The sequence below is a fragment of the Herbaspirillum lusitanum genome, assembly GCF_026127345.1.
Taxonomy (GTDB): Bacteria; Pseudomonadota; Gammaproteobacteria; order Burkholderiales; family Burkholderiaceae_D; genus Herbaspirillum; species Herbaspirillum lusitanum.
In genome coordinates, this window is record NZ_QXFG01000008.1 from 525113 (window position 1) to 541731 (window position 16619).

Sequence of the window (16619 nt, forward strand, 5' to 3'; positions counted from 1 at the left end):
TGTCAACTTAGTTAGGAGAAATATATGGCGGCAATTACCGCAGCACTGGTAGGCGAACTGCGCGCGAAGACCGACGCGCCGATGATGGAATGCAAGAAGGCACTGACCGAAGCCGAAGGCGACATGGTCCGCGCTGAAGAAATCCTGCGTGTGAAACTGGGCAGCAAGGCATCCAAGGCTTCTTCCCGCATCACTTCGGAAGGCGTTGTCGCAACTTACATCGCCGGCGGCATTGGCGCGCTGGTGGAAATCAACTGTGAAACCGACTTCGTCACCAAGAACGATGAATTCATTGCTCTGGCAAATGCCGTCGCCAAAGTGATCGCAGAAAAGAATCCTGCCGATCTGGTCGCATTGGCTGCACTGCCGCTGGGCGACAAGACAGTTGAAGAAACACGTACCGAACTGATCGGTCGCATCGGCGAAAACATGTCGATCCGTCGTTTCCAACGCTTCGAAACTACCGGCAAGCTGGTGTCCTACCTGCACGGCACGCGCATCGGCGTGGTCGTCGAATTCGACGGTGCTGACGAACAAGTCGGCAAGGACGTCGCCATGCACATCGCGGCGATGAAGCCGGTTGCGCTGTCGTCGGATCAAGTGCCTGCCGATCTGATCGAGAAAGAGCGTTCGGTCGCGTCGCTGAAGGCTGCCGAATCCGGCAAGCCGGCCGACATCGTCGCCAAGATGGTCGACGGTTCGGTGCAAAAGTACCTGAAGGAAGTGTCGCTGTTCAACCAGTCGTTCGTGAAGAACGACAAGCAAACCGTTGAACAAATGCTCAAGGCGGCGAACACCTCCGTCAAGTCGTTCAGCATGTTTGTGGTTGGTGAAGGCATCGAGAAGAAACAGGATGACTTCGCAGCCGAGGTGGCAGCCCAGGTTGCTGCCGCCAAGCAAGCGCAGTAAGCAACAAGGAAGCGGGCCGAGAGGCCCGTTTTTTTAAGCCTGTCGGGACCTTTCGACAGGTTCGGGGACTTTGGATAAGATCTGTCTTGTCATCGGCCAGACATTTCAACATGTAACCAAATCCCGGCAGCAGAGTACGGCAGCATACAATGGCGTCCTTTCCTCGCTGCAGCGCCACGCCTCAGGCGAGCTGCGCAGCGCGAAGAAGCGCAGGACGCACGGAATTACAAGTCAATCGGATAGCAAACGGAGCCCAGCACATGACGACACCAGCTTACAAGCGCGTACTCCTCAAACTTTCCGGCGAAGCCCTCATGGGCGACGATACCTACGGCATCAACCGCGCCACCATCGAGCGCATGGTCGCCGACGTGGCGGAAGTAACCCAAATGGGGGTTGAGCTGGCGATCGTGATCGGCGGCGGCAACATCTTTCGCGGCGTCGCCCCGGGAGCGCAGGGCATGGATCGCGCCACGGCCGACTACATGGGCATGCTGGCAACGGTGATGAACTCGCTCGCGCTGGCCGACGCCATGCGCCAGGCCGGCCTGACGGCACGCGTCATGTCGGCAATCGCCATCGAACAGGTGGTCGAACCCTACGTTCGCCCCAAGGCCCTGCAATACCTCGAAGAAGGAAAGATCGTGGTATTCGCCGCCGGCACCGGTAACCCATTCTTCACCACCGATACCGCAGCGGCGTTGCGCGGCTCGGAAATCGGCGCCCAGATCGTCCTGAAGGCGACCAAGGTCGACGGCGTCTACACCGCCGATCCAAAGAAAGACCCAGCCGCCACGCGCTACAGCACCATCACTTTCGACGAAGCGATTGCCAAGCACCTGCAGGTCATGGACGCCACCGCATTTGCGTTGTGCCGTGACCAGAAACTTCCGATCAAGGTGTTTTCCATCATCAAGCCGGGCGCCCTCAAGCGTGTGGTCATGGGTGAGGATGAAGGCACGCTGGTGCACGTATAAACTCGGGTATAAATTCGCGTATAAATTCACGTTTCCGAACATCGTTTATTTGGTTTTAGATAGGAGAGCAGCATGACCATCGCTGACGTCAAGAAAAGCACCGAACAAAAAATGAGCAAGTCGATCGAATCGCTGCGCGCCGATCTGGCCAAGGTGCGTACCGGTCGCGCCCACACCGGCATCCTGGACCACGTCCAGGTCGACTACTACGGCTCGCCGACACAACTGTCGCAAGTCGCCAACCTGACGCTGATCGACGCCCGCACCATCGGTGTCCAGCCGTTTGACAAGAAGATGCTGGCCGTCATCGAGAAGGCCATCCGTGAAGCCGACCTGGGCCTTAACCCTGCGACTCAGGGCGACCTGATCCGCGTGCCGACGCCTGCGTTGACCGAAGAGCGCCGCAAGGAAATGGTCAAGCTGGTCAAGGGCGAAGCCGAAGACACCAAGATCTCGATCCGCAACATTCGTCGCGATGCCAACGAAGGCCTGAAGAAGCTGGTCAAGGACAAGGTTTGTTCCGAAGACGACGAGCGCCGCGGCCAGGAAGACATCCAGAAACTGACCGATAAGTTCGTCGCCGAAGTCGACAAGCTGGTGGTCGAAAAAGAAAAAGAAGTGTTGACGGTGTAAGTGCGTTATCGCTGTTGTTTATGCGATGATGACGGGGTCGGCTGTGGTTTGCAGAGCTGATACAGACATCGTCGCGCATCTGGATTTTTACACTGTATGACTCATAAAAGCTCAACCCAGGCGGTGCCCCAGGTTTCATCGGTGCCGCGTCACGTCGCCATCATCATGGATGGTAATGGACGTTGGGCGACCAAACGCTTCCTGCCGCGCGTGGCGGGGCACGTCAAAGGCGTCGACGCCGTGCGCGACATCGTCGAGGCATGTTCCCAGCGCGGCATCGAATACCTGACGCTGTTCGCCTTCAGTTCCGAGAACTGGCGCCGTCCGGCCGATGAAGTGTCCCTGCTGATGCGCCTGTTCATGACGGCGCTGGAGCGTGAAGTCAGCAAAATGCACGCCAATGACATCCGCCTGCGCGTGGTCGGCGACCTCAGTCGTTTCGACGCCAAGCTGCAGGACATGGTGACCAAGGCCGAGGCGCAGACCGCCGGCAACAAGGGCCTGACGCTGACCATTTGCGCCAACTATGGCGGCCGCTGGGACATCATGCAGGCGATCGGCAAGATGCTCCGCGAGCAACCGGGTGCGACCGATTTTTCCGAAGAGCAGTTGACCCCCCATCTGGCGATGGCTTACGCCCCTGAACCGGACCTGTTTGTCCGTACCGGCGGCGAAGAGCGCATTTCCAATTTCCTACTTTGGCAACTGGCCTATAGCGAACTGTATTTCACCGAAACCTATTGGCCCGATTTCGACGGGGCCGAGCTGGACAAGGCGATTGATTCGTATCGCCAGCGCGAGCGGCGCTTCGGTCGGACCAGCGAGCAATTGGTCGAGCAGAAAAAGGCTTCCTGATGCTGAAAACGCGTGTCATCACGGCGTTGGTTCTCCTGGCAATCTTATTGCCCGTACTTTTCCTGAATAACTTTTTTGCTTTTGCTACGGTCACGGTGGCGTTCTTCGCTGCCGGCGTCTGGGAAAGCTTGCGACTGTTCCGCTACTCGCGCGCCGAGCTGTGGGCCGGTTTCTGGACGGTCGGTTACGCCGTCGTTGTCTTCGTCAGCGGACTGCCGAGCGTGCGCAGCCTGTTCGCCGTATGCGTGCTGCTATGGGTAATCCGCTTCGTTCCTGCGCTCAAGCTGGGCTTGCCTCAACTGAAAACACCTGCCAATCGCCTGCTCAGCATTACCTACACGCTGGCGCTGCTGGGTTGCTTCATTGCGATTGTTTCCCTGTTTCAACATTCTCCGCTGTATTTGCTGTCGGTCATGGCGATCGTCTGGGTTGCCGACATCGGTGCGTACTTCGCCGGCAAAGGTTTCGGCCGTCACAAGCTGGCGCCTTCGATTTCGCCGGGCAAATCCTGGGAAGGCGCCATTGGCGGCTGGTTGGCTGTCCTGGTCGCCGCTGCGGCGACGGTCATGTACCTGGATGGCGATACCTTCTCTGGGCGTCTGTACGAGCGCTTCGGCTGGGTCGGTTTCCTCGTCGTCATGAGTTTGCTGGTGGCTGCCAGCGTCGTCGGCGACCTGTTCGAGTCACAGCTCAAGCGTCGTGCCGGCTTCAAGGACAGCAGCAATCTGCTGCCTGGACACGGCGGCGTGCTGGACCGGATTGATGCACTGATTCCGGTGCTGCCGCTGGCGGCGTTGATCGATCTCTGGTTGTAGGAGTTTCATGCAGGCAATTTCCGTTCTCGGTTCCACCGGTTCCATCGGCGTTTCGACACTGGACGTGGTGGGGCGTCATCCGGAGCGTTACCGGGTGTATGCATTGACCGCGCATTCGCGCGTTGACGAACTCGCGGCGCAATGCGTGCGTTTCCATCCTCAGGTCGCCGTGGTCGGCACCGCGGAAGCTGCGGGCGTGCTGCAGCAAAAACTGCGCGCGCAGGGATTGCGGACCGAAGTTGCTTACGGCCCGCAGGCGCTCTGCGACGTCGCCAGTGCGGCGGCATGCGACATGGTCATGGCGGCGATCGTCGGCGCCGCCGGCCTGGCGTCGACGCTGGCTGCTGCACGCGCCGGCAAGAAAATTCTTCTCGCCAACAAGGAAGCGCTGGTGATGTCCGGCCAGTTACTGATCGACGCCGTGGCCGAACACAAGGCGACATTGCTGCCGATCGACAGCGAACACAACGCGATTTTCCAATGCTTGCCGCACGATTTTCGACGTTCGCTGGACGATGGCGGCATCGCCAAAATACTGTTGACGGCCTCCGGCGGACCTTTTCTCAAGCGCGCCGTCGACACGCTCGACAGCGTGACGCCGGACGAGGCGGTGGCGCATCCGAAGTGGGTCATGGGGCGCAAGATTTCGGTCGACTCCGCGACCATGATGAACAAGGGCCTGGAAGTCATCGAAGCGCACTGGCTGTTCGGTGCGCCGGCCGATCGGATCGAAGTCATGATCCATCCGCAAAGCGTGATCCATTCGATGGTGTCCTACATCGACGGTTCGGTGCTGGCGCAACTGGGCAATCCCGACATGCGCACACCCATCGCCAACGCCATGGCTTACCCCGAACGGATCGCTTCCGGCGTGGCCCAGCTGGATCTGACGCAGATCGGTCAACTATTTTTCGAGCGTCCCGACCTGGCGCGTTTTCCGTGTCTCAAACTGGCGTATGATGCACTGCACGCCGGTGGCAGCTCGGCGGCAATCCTCAACGCCGCCAACGAAGTTGCCGTGGAGGCATTCCTGAATCAAGAAATCGGATTCCGCATGATCGACCAAGTGATCGCCCGCGTCATGGACAAGCTGCCCCACGGTACGGTCACCGATATCGATGCGTTGATCGAGCAGGACAAGATCGCGCGTTCCGTTGCGCAATCCTGCCTGACCTTATGATTTCTCCGTCATGAACCTGTTGCACACATTGCTGGCTTTCGCCGTTGCACTCGGCACATTGGTGGTCGTCCATGAGCTCGGACACTACTGGGTGGCGCGCCTGTGCGGCGTCAAGGTCCTGCGTTTTTCGGTCGGCATGGGACGTATCGTCTGGTCGCGACGTTTTGGTCCGGACCAGACCGAGTGGGCGCTGTCCATCCTGCCGCTGGGCGGCTACGTCAAGATGCTCGACGCGCGCGAGCAGGACGTCAGCGAGATGGCGCCGGAAGACCTCAAGCGCGAATTCACGCGGCAATCGGTCTGGCGCCGCATCGCGATCGTTGCCGCCGGGCCGCTGGCCAATTTCATTCTTGCCATCCTGCTGTTCGCCGGCTTGTTCATGCACGGCATTCCGGAACCTGTTCCCAAATTGCGCGCCATGACGGAGCAGAGCGCGGCCTACCAGGCCGGCTTGCGCGGCGGTGAAACCATTACCGCGATCAATGGCGAACCGGTGCATGCGTGGACGGAGGTGCGCTGGCAACTGATGCAGCACGTGCTGGAAAAGACACCGGCGCGTCTCGACGTTGAAAGCGCGGGTCCAAACGGCGGCAAACTGCTCAATACCGTCAAGTTGTCGCTTGACGGCGTATCGACCGAGGATCTGGAAGGCGACTTCCTGGCCAAACTGGGCATATCGTTGGCACGCCCGCAGGCGATCCTGGGCAAGATCATGGAAGGTCCGGCCATGCAGGCAGGGCTGCAAAAAGGCGATCTGATCCTGGCCGTCAACGGCGCGCCGATCAAAGACGGCCTGGCGCTGGTCGAGCTGGTGCGCGCCTCCCCGGGAAAACCGCTGACACTGCATGGCCTGCGCGGCCAGAGCGAGTTCGATATTGCAGTGACTCCCGATACGTTGACCGACAATGGCCAGACTATCGGCCGCATCAAGGTTGAAGTGCCGCTGGCCCCTGAGATGACCGTGGTCAGCGATCCCCCCTGGACGGCCATTGCCAAGGGGGCGGAAAAAACCTGGGACACCAGCGCCATGACGCTCAAGATGATCGGAAAAATGATCGTCGGACAAGTTTCATGGAAAAATATCACCGGCCCGATTACCATAGCGGATTACGCCGGTCAGACCGCCAAAGTCGGCCTGGTCAGCTACCTGAGCTTCATTGCGTTCATCAGCATCAGTCTGGGAGTGATGAACCTGCTGCCCATCCCGGTTTTAGATGGCGGGCATTTGCTGTATTATTCGCTGGAGATTTTGACCGGCCGTCCTGTTTCTGAGCGTTTTGGGGAAATTGCTCAACGCGCCGGTATGGGTATTCTGATGATGCTGATGCTCGTGGCCGCATTCAACGACATCGTGCGTCTGATGTTTTAAGGATTCGTTCCAAGCCGTCCGGGTCGCCCGGATGGCTTTTGACTTTACATATGTTCGGTCATTTCAGCGCTTCATGAAGCGACCGGCAAAAAACATAGTTCCATAGTTCATAAGATAGCTAATGAAATTACATTCCGCGCATTTCCCTGCCCCGATCTTTTCCCGTAGCCTGATCGCCGCCGCAGCGTTGACCCTTTGTACAGGCCAGGCATTCGCCGTCGAGCCGTTCGTGGTCAAAGACATCCGTGTCGAAGGCATTCAGCGTACCGAAGCCGGTACCGTCTTCAGCTATCTGCCGGTGCGCGTGGGCGACACATTCACGGATGAAAAGGGTACTGCCGCGATCAAGGCGCTGTACGCCACCGGATTCTTCAAGGACGTGCGCGTCGAAGCCGAAGGCGACGTGCTGGTGGTGCAGGTTGAAGAACGTCCGGCCATCGCCAGCGTCGACTTCACCGGCATCAAGGAATTCGACAAGGAACAGCTGACCAAGGCGCTTAAAGAAATCGGCGTCGCCGAGTCGCGTATTTTCGACAAGTCGCAAGTCGACCGCGCCGAACAGGAACTGAAGCGTCAATATCTGTCGCGCGGCCTGTACGGCGCCAAGGTCACGACCACGATCACGCCAGTCGAGCGCAATCGCGTCGCCGTCACGTTCGCCGTGGACGAAGGCGATACGTCGCGCATCAAGCAAATCAACATTATTGGCAACAAGGCATTTTCGGACGGTACGCTGCGCGACCAGCTCAAGCTGACCACGCCGGGCTGGTTCACCTGGTATACCAAGGCCGATCAGTATTCCAAGCAGAAGCTTGCCGGCGATATCGAGTCGTTGCGCTCTTACTACCTGGACCGCGGTTATTTGGAAATGCAGATCGACTCGACCCAGGTCTCGATCACGCCCGACAAGAAAGACATCTACGTCACCATCAATATCAACGAAGGCGAGAAGTACACCGTCTCCGACATCAAGCTCGATGGTGAAATGTTCGGCATGGAAGGCGATCTTGCCGCGCTGGTGCAGTTGAAGAAGGGGGAAATCTACTCCGGCTCCAAACTGACCGACAGTACCAAGAAGATCAGCGAACGTCTCGGAAACTTCGGTTATGCGTTCGCCAACGTCAACGCAAATCCGAACGTCGATCGCGAAAAGAAAGAAGTCGCCTTCACGATCATGGTTGACCCCGGCAAGCGCGTCTACGTGCGCCACATCAACATCGCCGGCAATACCAAGACGCGCGATGAGGTCATCCGCCGCGAATTCCGCCAGTTCGAAGACTCGTGGTATGACGGCGAGAAGATCAAGCTGTCGCGCGACCGCGTCGACCGCTTGGGTTATTTCAAGGAAGTTACCGTCGAGACGCCGGAAGTGCCCAACAGCAACGACCAGATCGACGTCAACCTGAAGGTCGAAGAAAAGCCGACCGGCAACATCATGATCGGCGCCGGCTTCTCGCAAACCGACAAGCTGAGCCTGACCGGTTCGATTTCGCAGGAAAATGCCTTCGGCAGCGGCAACACCATCGGCGTTGAAGTCAACACCAGCTCGCGCTATCGTACGATCGCCGTGTCGCAGACTAATCCTTACTTCACCGATGACGGCGTCAGCCGCACGTACGAAGTGTTCCTGCGGACGATTCGTCCGTCCGCGTACACTACCGGTGATTACCGCGTGAAAACGATCGGCGGCAGCGTCAAGTTCGGCGTGCCGTTCTCCGAGCTGGACCGTATTTTCTTCGGCATTGGTATTGAAAACACCAAGGTCGATACCGACAGCACCAGCCCGAGTCTGTATCGACAATATGTGCGCGACTTCGGCGCCGGCGGCGTAGCAGGCTGCGATGTCGTAAACAATGCCTCCTGCGGTGTCGGCACCGCCTCGACCACCAGCTTCCCGCTGACTGCAGCATGGCAGCGCGATAGCCGCGACAGTGCATTGGTGCCGACCAAGGGTCGTTACCAGCGCGCCAATCTGGAGTTGTCCGCCGTCGGCACCTTGAAGTACTATCGCGCAACTTACCAGCATCAATACTTCCAGCCGTTCTGGGCGAATGCCGCAACGATCGCATTCAATGGCGAAGTCGACTACGGCAAGGGCATTGGCGGCAAACCTTATCCTATCTTCAAGAATTACTATGCCGGCGGTATCGGCACCGTGCGCGGTTACGAGGCATCGTCGCTGGGTAACCTGAAAGATCAGTACGGTGATTCGATGGGCGGCGCCTCGCGCCTCCTTGGTAGCGTAGAATTGCAATTCCCGTTCCCGGGCTCGGGACAGGATCGCAGCTTGCGCTGGTTCACTTTCCTTGACGGCGGTAACGTGTTCGCGGACGGCGAACGCATCAAGATCAACGACTTGCGCTATTCGACCGGTCTCGGCATCAGCTGGATCTCGCCGATCGGTCCCTTGAAGTTGAGCTACGGCAAACCGTTGAACTTGAAGCAGGGCGACAAGTCCCAGAACTTCCAGTTCCAGCTCGGCACCGGTTTCTGATCGCAAGATCAGTCGGTGGCATAATTGAAATCTGTATTACGGAGAATGACCTTGAAGTTTATTACTAAATCATTGTTGTCGATGCAGGCCGCGACACTGGCCGTCGGCATGCTGTCGTTTGCAAACGTCCATGCTCAGGAATCGAAAATCGCGTTTGTCAGCACCGAGCGCATTTTCCGCGAAGCGACGCCTGCCAAGGCTGCGCAAACGAAACTCGAAGCCGAATTCGCCAAACGCGAAAAAGACATCGCAGACATGGCTGCACGCCTGAAGGCACAGTCCGACAAGCTCGACAAGGACGCTGCAGTGCTGTCGGAGTCGGACCGTGCAAAACGCCAGCGCGACCTGAGCGATCTCGACAAGGAATTCCAGCGCAAGCAACGTGAATTCCGCGAAGACCTGAACCAGCGCCGCAACGAAGAATTGTCGGTGGTTCTGGAGCGCACGAACAAGGTGATCCGTCAGATCGCTGAAGCAGAAAAATACGACATCGTGTTCCAGGAAGCGGTCTATGCCAGCAAGCGCATCGACATCACCGACAAGGTGCTGAAAGAACTGTCGAAGTAATCCTGTCGCAAGCAATACCATTCATCACATGTTCACCCCAGGCGCGCAGATTGTTCCGAGAAGAAATATTCAATCTGCGTTGCCTGAGCAGGTAACGGAATAATCTACGAAGGCCAGCATGAGTATTCGGCTAGGACAGTTGGTCGAACGCTTGGGTGGCCAGCTCAAAGGCAATGCGCAGATCGAGGTCGGCGGTATTGCTCCTCTGGACGCCGCGACATCGTCGCACATGACGTTCCTCTCCAATCCCAGGTTTCGTTCACAGGCAGAACAGACGCAAGCTGCGGCGCTGATTTTGTCCGAAGCGGATGATGAAGCCGTTGCCGCCTATCAGGGCGCGCGCATCGTCACCAAAAACCCGTATGCCTATTTCGCCAAGGCCGCTCAGCTGTTTGCCGCGCAGGCAGCGATTCCGGTTGCGGCCGGCATCCACGCCAGCGCCTGTGTCGACCCCAGCGCCCAAGTGGCGGCGAGCGCCACCATCGGTCCGCAGGTCGTCATTGAAGCCGGCGCCGTCATCGGTGAGCGCGCGGTTATCGACGCGGGCAGCTATATCGGACGCAATGCGCACATCGGCGCGGATACGCATTTCTACGCGCGCGTGACTTTCCACTCCGGGTGTGAAATCGGCGAACGCGGCATTGTCCATTCCGGCGTCGTCATTGGCGCGGACGGTTTCGGCTTCGCCAACGAGAGCGGCATCTGGGTCAAGATTCCGCAAGTGGGCAGAGTGGTGATCGGCAACGACGTCGAAATCGGCGCCAATACCACCATCGACCGCGGCGCCTTGTCCGACACGGTACTGGAAGACGGCGTCAAGCTCGACAACCAGATCCAGATTGCACATAACTGCCATATCGGCGCGCATACAGCGATCGCGGCTTGCGCAGGCATCGCCGGCAGCGCCAAAATCGGCAAATATTGCTCGATCGGCGGCGCAGCCATGATCCACGGTCACATCACCATTGCTGACAGGGTGCATGTGTCGGCCGGCACGCTGGCATTGCGTTCCATTCAGGAGCCGGGACAATATACCGGCTTCTATCCCATCGCCAAGCACGGAGAATGGGAAAAATCAGCAGCATTTGTGCGCAATCTGGGCACAATGCGTGAGAAAATCCGTGCGTTGGAAAAAACGATCAAATCGCTTACAGAGCAGCTTACTGCGCAAAATACTGAGCAAAAAAATGACTAGCCTCGACATCAATCAAATCAAAGAATATCTCCCGCACCGTTATCCGATGTTGCTGGTGGACCGCGTCCTCGAATGGGAAAGCGGCAAGGACATTACCGCCATCAAGAACGTGACCGTGAATGAAGAGTTCTTCAACGGCCACTTCCCGCACAAGCCGGTGATGCCGGGCGTGCTGATGATCGAAGCGCTGGCGCAGACTGCCGCGCTGCTGTCGTTCCTGACCGAAGGCCGCAAGCCGGACGCCAGCACCGTGGTGTATTTCGTCGGTATCGACAATGCGCGTTTCAAGCGTCCGGTGGAGCCGGGCGACCAGTTGAAGATGCACGTGGAAATCACCCGTCGCGCCCGCGGCATCTGGAAATACAAAGCGGTTGCGACCGTCGACGGCCAGGTAGCGGTCGAAGGCGACCTGATGTGCACCATGCGTAACGCCAACGACGCCAGCCAGGCAGGCTGATTCATGTCGCGTATTCATCCTACCGCTGTCATCGAGTCGGGCGCGCAGCTCGACTCGTCGGTTGAGGTTGGCGCCTACTCGGTCATCGGCGCCAATGTGCGCATCGGCGCCGGCACCAAAGTCGGCCCGCACGTGGTGATCGAAGGCCATACGACCATTGGCCGCGACAATCAGATCTTCCAGTTCGGCTCCCTCGGCGCTGCGCCGCAGGACAAGAAATACGCCGGCGAACCGACCCGCCTTGAGATCGGCGACCGCAACACCATCCGTGAATTCGTCACCTTCAACCTGGGCACCACCCAGGATGCCGGTGTCACCCGCCTTGGCGATGACAACTGGATCATGGCGTACGTGCACATTGCGCATGATTGCCAGTTGGGCAACGACATCATCCTGGCCAACAATGCCACCCTGGCCGGACACGTCCATCTGGGCGACTGGGTGTTCCTCGGCGGTTTTACGTCGGTGCACCAGTTCTGCAAGATCGGCGCACACGCCATGACGGCGTTTACCGCTGCCGTGAGCCAGGACGTTCCACCATTCGTGACGGCTGCCGGTAACCGTGCCGTGCCGGCCGGCATCAACAGCGAAGGCCTGAAACGCCGAGGTTTCACGCCCGAACAGATCGCTGCGATCAAGCGCGCGTACAAAGCGGTCTATCGTTCCGGCCTGCCGCTGGAAGAGGCCAGGCAAGCGTTGCAGCAGCAAGAAGAAAATTCCCCCGAGTCCGCCGCTCACATCCGCCTGATGCGCGAATTCATTGCCTCGTCCTCTCGTGGCATCATCCGATAACATCTCCATCGCCATGGTCGCCGGCGAAAGTTCGGGCGACCTGTTGGCGAGCCGTTTGCTGTCCGGCTTGCGTCCGCGCCTACCGGATGCACGCCTGCATGGCATCGGCGGACCGCATATGGCGGAGCATGGCTTCGTGAGCGACTGGCCGATGGACAAATTGACCGTGCGCGGCCTGTTCGAAGTGGTGCCGCGTTATCGCGAACTCAAGGGCATACAAAATACGCTGCGCGACCAGTTGCTGGCCGAACGGCCGTCCGTATTCATCGGCATCGACTATCCCGGTTTCAACCTCGGCCTCGAGCAGCAACTGCGCGATGCAGGCATCCCCACCATGCATTTCATCGGTCCGCAGATCTGGGCCTGGCGCGGGGGACGCATCAAGAAAATCGCGCGCGCGGTGTCGCACATGCTGGTGATCTTCCCGTTCGAGGAAGAGATTTACCGCAAGGCCGGCGTGCCGGTGACCTACGTCGGCCATCCGTTGGCGGAAATCATCCCGATGGAACCCGATCAGGCCGGTGCGCGTGCCGCGCTCGGCTTGCAGCAAGGCCGTCGCATCGTGGCGATCCTGCCGGGCAGCCGCATGTCCGAACTCAAGTACAACACCGTCAGTTTCCTTGGCGCGGCCAGATTGTTGCGCCAGCGCGAGCCGCAATTGCAGTTCGTGGCGCCGATGGCGGGTGACAAGCAGCGCGCGTATTTCGAACAATTGATTACCGAGACCGGCGCTGTTGATCTTGGCATCCACGTCGTCAGCGGCCAATCGCATGCGGCCATGGAAGCAGCCGACGCAGTACTGGTCGCTTCCGGTACGGCATCGCTGGAAGTGGCCTTATACAAGAAACCGATGGTCATCGCCTACAAGATGATGCGCGCTTCCTATGCGATCATGCGCCACATGAACTACCAACCCTGGGTTGGCTTGCCGAATATCCTGGCGCGAGAATTCGTCGTGCCGGAATTGCTGCAGGATGCCGCCACGCCACAGGCGCTGGCCGATGCGTTGTGGAAGCAGCTTGACGATCCTGTGCATTGCCGCAACCTGCGCCAGCGTTTTACCGACATGCACCACACCTTGCTGCGCGATACCGCCAACGCCAGCGCTCAGGCGGTATGCGCCTTGCTGGATCGGCAGCGTGCGCGATTTGCACCAGGAAGCTGAAAGTCATGGCGAAGAAACAAGATCTGAATCTGTCCCTGTTTGCGTTCGACAACTATGTCGGCGAGATCATTTGCGGCGTTGACGAAGCAGGGCGTGGACCGTTGGCGGGACCGGTATTCGCCGCCGCAGTCATTCTCGATCCGGCGCGGCCGATAGTCGGTCTGCGTGACTCCAAGAAGTTGTCCGAGGCCAGCCGCGATGCGCTTGCGCTTGAAATCAAGGATCGCGCCATCGCCTGGGCAATTGCAGAATGCTCGGAAAATGAAATCGACCAGCTCAATATCCTCCACGCCAGCATGCTGGCCATGCGCCGCGCGGTCGAGGCGCTCAAGACCATCCCCACGCTGGCGCTGATCGACGGCAATCGCTGTCCGGTGATGGCGATACGTTCGGAAGCCATCATCAAGGGTGACGACAAGGTGCCGGCGATCTCGGCGGCATCCATCCTTGCGAAGACCGCACGCGACGCCGCCTTGCTGGTGCTGCACGCACAGTATCCGAATTACGCCTTCGATCAACACAAGGGCTATCCAACTGCATTGCATCTGGAGCGCTTGCAGCTGCACGGCGTCTCGCCGGTGCATCGCAAGTCGTACGCGCCGGTGCGCGCCTTGTTGAACGCCGGCTGAAGGGCGTCACGATGAAAACGATTTCCTCGCGCGACAACCCGCTGTACAAGGAACTCAAGCAGCTCGCCACCAGCGCACAGGCGCGACGCAAGGCCGGTCGCAGCCTGCTCGACGGCGTGCACCTGGCGCAAGCTTATTTGCAGGGAGCAGGCAAGCCCGCGTTCTGCATCGTCGCCGAGAGCGCGCTGCATCACGCTGAGGTGGCGCCGCTGCTGGCGCAGTGCGAAGCCGCAGGCAGTCAGTGCATTTGCCTGACCGATGCGCTGTACCAGGCGGCCAGCCAGGTCGAAAACGGTGTTGGATTATTGCTGGTGATTGCCACGCCGCAGCCGTCCGCGCCCACGGCGCTGACAACGTCTGCCGTGTTGCTCGACGGCCTGCAGGATCCCGGCAATCTGGGCTCCATCCTGCGCAGCGCCGCGGCGGCAGGTATCGGCCAGGTGTTCTGCTCGGCAGGCACCGCCGCAGCGTGGTCTCCCAAAGTCTTGCGCGCCGGTATGGGAGCGCATTTCCAACTGGAGATATTCGAGAATGCCGATCTGCTGAGCCTGTGCAAGGGCAGTGCAATTCCCGTATTGGCGACCAGTTCCTACGCGCAAAAGAACATCTATCAAACCGACCTCACGCAGGCTGTCGCCTGGCTGTTCGGCCATGAAGGGCAGGGTGTCGCCGACGACTTGCTCGACGCAGCCAGCGATAAGGTCGTGATTCCGCATCTCGGCGAGATGGAGTCGCTCAACGTCGCTGCCGCCGCAGCGGTATGTTTCTTTGAGCAGGTCCGGCAAAAGCAGGGCAACGCTTCCTGAGTTGGCGATGAACTTCCCGTCGCCGGATCTCTATGCCTATTTCAGCGGACGCTGGAATTTCCTGCGAGCAATGTTCGGCGCCGACGACGTTCTGATCGGCGAAGCCGAAGGCGCGGCCGAGTTCTTGCCGGGAGCCGGCACGTCTCTGTTGCATTACAAGGAATCGGGACAATTGCGGCTGGCCGCCGATCAGCGCGTGGTCGCCTTTTCGCGGCGCTTCGACTACGAGGTTGCAAGCGATGTTGTGCACGTGGTGTTTGCCGACGGCATGCAGGCCGGACAGGCTTACCAGAGCTATCGCTATGACGCGGTGAAACAGGCTTTGCTGCCGGTCGAGACGCATCTCTGCATTCTCGACCGCTACGACGGCAGCTATCAGTTGATTGACGATGAACAGTTCGAATTGCGCACGCGCATAGACGGCCCGCACAAGGATTATCTGGTACACACGCGTTTCACCAGACAGCCCGGCTAGTTTGCATATGGCATGCTGATGTGAAGATCAGCGCGTCTCCGGCTTGATTTCCTGCAGGATGGTGGCGGCGATTTCTTCGATCGACTTGGCTGTCGACGACATCCAGCGGATGCCTTCGCGGCGCATCATCTTTTCTGCTTCATTGATTTCATAACGGCAGTTTTCGATGGCGGCGTATTTGCTGCCGGGGCGGCGCTCATTGCGCACTTCGGACAAGCGTTCGGCGGCGATGGTCAGGCCGAAGATCTTCTTCTTGAAATTCACCAGCCCGCTCGGCAGCTTGTCGCGTTCAAAGTCTTCCGGAATCAGCGGGTAGTTGGCCGCCTTGATGCCGTATTGCATCGCCAGATACAGGCTGGTCGGGGTCTTGCCTGAACGCGACACGCCGACCAGGATGACGTCGGCGCTGGCCAGATTCTTGTTGGACTGGCCGTCGTCATGCGCCAGCGAGAAATTGATCGCCTCGATGCGGTTCTTGTACTCTTCCGAATCGGCCGTGTTGTGGCTGCGGCCGATGGTGTGGGTCGACTTGACGCCGAGTTCCTGCTCCAGCGGTTCGACGAACGTCTGGAACAAGTCCATGTGCATCGCCCGCGACTGGCGGATGACCGCCGACAGATCGGCTTTCACCAGCGTTGAAAACACGATCGGCGCCTTGCCGTCGACTTCGGCCACTTCATTGATGCGGCGCGTGGCGTCGTAGGCCTTGTCCAGCGTATCGACGAACGGCAGCCGCACTTGCTTGAAGCGCAGCTCGAACTGGCTGAGGACGGAGTGGCCCAGCGTTTCCGCCGTAATGCCGGTGCCGTCGGAAACGAAGAACACCGTGCGGTTGGCGGGCGGCAAGGGGACCGGGTGGGAAGACGGGGCAAGATCGAGCATAGTGTTGTTAAAGAGAAAACAATAAAAAATAAGAGGGGGGATGAAAAAAAAGCCGGCTACCCTGTAAAATGCCATGCAACAGATTGAGAAGCTAGCTCAAAATGACCCTGAACGTGCTGCGCAAGTTGACCGAAACCATCTGGATGTTTGCCTTTGCAAACACCTTCGGAACTGCCGCGCGCCGTTTGCATCACGTCATGCACCTCATGAGCCGTGCCGCAGTACCTGCAGTTGGTCCGGCACTTGCTTCAGCACTTGCACCAATTATGTCGCCTTCGTCCCAAAATAACAAAGAACAAATGACGATCGCCGGCGCCGCGAAGATTTCCCATCATCAAACTAGAGGTTGTTATGTCCAACGCAGTAAACATGGGTTCTGCCCAGGGGGCCGCATACGTAGTCTCCTTTGAAAATCTTCG

The 16619-nt window shown here is 59.0% G+C and carries 18 protein-coding genes; 17 read left to right on the plus strand and 1 reads right to left on the minus strand.

Going from position 1 to position 16619, the window contains the following annotated elements; translation table 11 throughout:
- Positions 1-24: 24 nt before the first annotated feature.
- From tsf to DXT88_RS10925, 16 genes are all read left to right on the plus strand, one after another.
- Positions 25-909, plus strand: coding sequence for a translation elongation factor Ts (gene tsf / locus DXT88_RS10850; RefSeq protein WP_265213316.1), 885 nt, complete (start codon positions 25-27; stop codon positions 907-909).
- 260 nt (positions 910-1169) lie between these two features.
- Positions 1170-1886, plus strand: a complete 717-nt coding sequence (gene pyrH / locus DXT88_RS10855; protein ID WP_016832595.1) for a UMP kinase — start codon at positions 1170-1172, stop codon at positions 1884-1886.
- A gap of 72 nt (positions 1887-1958) precedes the next feature.
- Complete coding sequence (gene frr / locus DXT88_RS10860) at positions 1959-2519, plus strand: ribosome recycling factor (protein ID WP_016832594.1); 561 nt, start codon at positions 1959-1961, stop codon at positions 2517-2519.
- 96 nt (positions 2520-2615) lie between these two features.
- The gene (uppS, locus tag DXT88_RS10865) at positions 2616-3374 is read left to right on the plus strand and encodes a polyprenyl diphosphate synthase (RefSeq protein WP_265213319.1); all 759 of its coding nucleotides are present in this window, start codon (positions 2616-2618) and stop codon (positions 3372-3374) included.
- A complete protein-coding gene (locus tag DXT88_RS10870) occupies positions 3374-4189 on the plus strand; it encodes a phosphatidate cytidylyltransferase (RefSeq protein ID WP_016835413.1) in 816 nt (271 codons plus the stop codon). Before uppS ends, DXT88_RS10870 begins: the two co-directional genes overlap by 1 nt.
- 7 nt (positions 4190-4196) lie before the next feature.
- Positions 4197-5369 (plus strand): 1-deoxy-D-xylulose-5-phosphate reductoisomerase, encoded by a 1173-nt coding sequence (ispC, locus tag DXT88_RS10875; protein WP_016835414.1) that lies wholly within the window; start codon positions 4197-4199, stop codon positions 5367-5369.
- Positions 5370-5379: 10 nt separating this feature from the next.
- Positions 5380-6738, plus strand: coding sequence for an RIP metalloprotease RseP (gene rseP / locus DXT88_RS10880; RefSeq protein WP_265213321.1), 1359 nt, complete (start codon positions 5380-5382; stop codon positions 6736-6738).
- 121 nt (positions 6739-6859) lie between these two features.
- Positions 6860-9232 (plus strand): outer membrane protein assembly factor BamA, encoded by a 2373-nt coding sequence (bamA, locus tag DXT88_RS10885; protein WP_265213323.1) that lies wholly within the window; start codon positions 6860-6862, stop codon positions 9230-9232.
- Between the two features lie 45 nt (positions 9233-9277).
- A complete protein-coding gene (locus DXT88_RS10890) occupies positions 9278-9799 on the plus strand; it encodes an OmpH family outer membrane protein (RefSeq protein WP_265213325.1) in 522 nt (173 codons plus the stop codon).
- A 118-nt stretch (positions 9800-9917) separates the two neighbouring features.
- Complete coding sequence (gene lpxD / locus DXT88_RS10895) at positions 9918-10994, plus strand: UDP-3-O-(3-hydroxymyristoyl)glucosamine N-acyltransferase (protein WP_265213328.1); 1077 nt, start codon at positions 9918-9920, stop codon at positions 10992-10994.
- Positions 10987-11451 (plus strand): 3-hydroxyacyl-ACP dehydratase FabZ, encoded by a 465-nt coding sequence (fabZ, locus tag DXT88_RS10900; protein ID WP_016835427.1) that lies wholly within the window; start codon positions 10987-10989, stop codon positions 11449-11451. Before lpxD ends, fabZ begins: the two co-directional genes overlap by 8 nt.
- A 3-nt stretch (positions 11452-11454) precedes the next feature.
- Positions 11455-12243: an acyl-ACP--UDP-N-acetylglucosamine O-acyltransferase gene (lpxA, locus tag DXT88_RS10905; protein ID WP_265213329.1), complete on the plus strand. Its 789-nt coding sequence runs from the start codon at positions 11455-11457 to the stop codon at positions 12241-12243.
- Positions 12227-13408, plus strand: coding sequence for a lipid-A-disaccharide synthase (gene lpxB, locus DXT88_RS10910; protein WP_265213331.1), 1182 nt, complete (start codon positions 12227-12229; stop codon positions 13406-13408). Before lpxA ends, lpxB begins: the two co-directional genes overlap by 17 nt.
- 5 nt (positions 13409-13413) lie before the next feature.
- Positions 13414-14037, plus strand: a complete 624-nt coding sequence (gene rnhB, locus DXT88_RS10915) for a ribonuclease HII (RefSeq protein ID WP_265213333.1) — start codon at positions 13414-13416, stop codon at positions 14035-14037.
- A gap of 11 nt (positions 14038-14048) precedes the next feature.
- Positions 14049-14843, plus strand: a complete 795-nt coding sequence (locus DXT88_RS10920; RefSeq protein ID WP_265213335.1) for a TrmH family RNA methyltransferase — start codon at positions 14049-14051, stop codon at positions 14841-14843.
- A gap of 7 nt (positions 14844-14850) precedes the next feature.
- A complete protein-coding gene (locus DXT88_RS10925) occupies positions 14851-15318 on the plus strand; it encodes a DUF6314 family protein (RefSeq protein WP_265213337.1) in 468 nt (155 codons plus the stop codon).
- Between the two features lie 27 nt (positions 15319-15345).
- Here the strand turns inward: DXT88_RS10925 and ppsR are convergent, their stop codons facing one another.
- Positions 15346-16200, minus strand: coding sequence for a posphoenolpyruvate synthetase regulatory kinase/phosphorylase PpsR (gene ppsR / locus DXT88_RS10930; RefSeq protein ID WP_029363761.1), 855 nt, complete (start codon positions 16198-16200; stop codon positions 15346-15348).
- A gap of 101 nt (positions 16201-16301) precedes the next feature.
- Between ppsR and DXT88_RS10935 the strand changes: the two genes are divergently transcribed.
- Positions 16302-16610, plus strand: a complete 309-nt coding sequence (locus DXT88_RS10935; RefSeq protein ID WP_083830994.1) for a hypothetical protein — start codon at positions 16302-16304, stop codon at positions 16608-16610.
- The last annotated feature ends 9 nt before the right edge of the window (positions 16611-16619 follow it).

Bases quoted from the DNA above. Each gene is read 5' to 3' on its own strand.
- rnhB (WP_265213333.1), top strand. From the start codon at position 13,414: ATGGCGAAGAAACAAGATCTGAATCTGTCCCTGTTTGCGTTCGACAAC.
- pyrH (WP_016832595.1), top strand. From the start codon at position 1,170: ATGACGACACCAGCTTACAAGCGCGTACTCCTCAAACTTTCCGGCGAA.
- DXT88_RS10890 (WP_265213325.1), top strand. From the start codon at position 9,278: ATGACCTTGAAGTTTATTACTAAATCATTGTTGTCGATGCAGGCCGCG.
- DXT88_RS10935 (WP_083830994.1), top strand. From the start codon at position 16,302: ATGACCCTGAACGTGCTGCGCAAGTTGACCGAAACCATCTGGATGTTT.
- rseP (WP_265213321.1), top strand. From the start codon at position 5,380: ATGAACCTGTTGCACACATTGCTGGCTTTCGCCGTTGCACTCGGCACA.
- uppS (WP_265213319.1), top strand. From the start codon at position 2,616: ATGACTCATAAAAGCTCAACCCAGGCGGTGCCCCAGGTTTCATCGGTG.
- DXT88_RS10920 (WP_265213335.1), top strand. From the start codon at position 14,049: ATGAAAACGATTTCCTCGCGCGACAACCCGCTGTACAAGGAACTCAAG.
- ispC (WP_016835414.1), top strand. From the start codon at position 4,197: ATGCAGGCAATTTCCGTTCTCGGTTCCACCGGTTCCATCGGCGTTTCG.
- DXT88_RS10870 (WP_016835413.1), top strand. From the start codon at position 3,374: ATGCTGAAAACGCGTGTCATCACGGCGTTGGTTCTCCTGGCAATCTTA.
- ppsR (WP_029363761.1), bottom strand. From the start codon at position 16,200: ATGCTCGATCTTGCCCCGTCTTCCCACCCGGTCCCCTTGCCGCCCGCC.
- tsf (WP_265213316.1), top strand. From the start codon at position 25: ATGGCGGCAATTACCGCAGCACTGGTAGGCGAACTGCGCGCGAAGACC.
- lpxD (WP_265213328.1), top strand. From the start codon at position 9,918: ATGAGTATTCGGCTAGGACAGTTGGTCGAACGCTTGGGTGGCCAGCTC.
- fabZ (WP_016835427.1), top strand. From the start codon at position 10,987: ATGACTAGCCTCGACATCAATCAAATCAAAGAATATCTCCCGCACCGT.
- bamA (WP_265213323.1), top strand. From the start codon at position 6,860: ATGAAATTACATTCCGCGCATTTCCCTGCCCCGATCTTTTCCCGTAGC.
- lpxA (WP_265213329.1), top strand. From the start codon at position 11,455: ATGTCGCGTATTCATCCTACCGCTGTCATCGAGTCGGGCGCGCAGCTC.
- DXT88_RS10925 (WP_265213337.1), top strand. From the start codon at position 14,851: ATGAACTTCCCGTCGCCGGATCTCTATGCCTATTTCAGCGGACGCTGG.
- frr (WP_016832594.1), top strand. From the start codon at position 1,959: ATGACCATCGCTGACGTCAAGAAAAGCACCGAACAAAAAATGAGCAAG.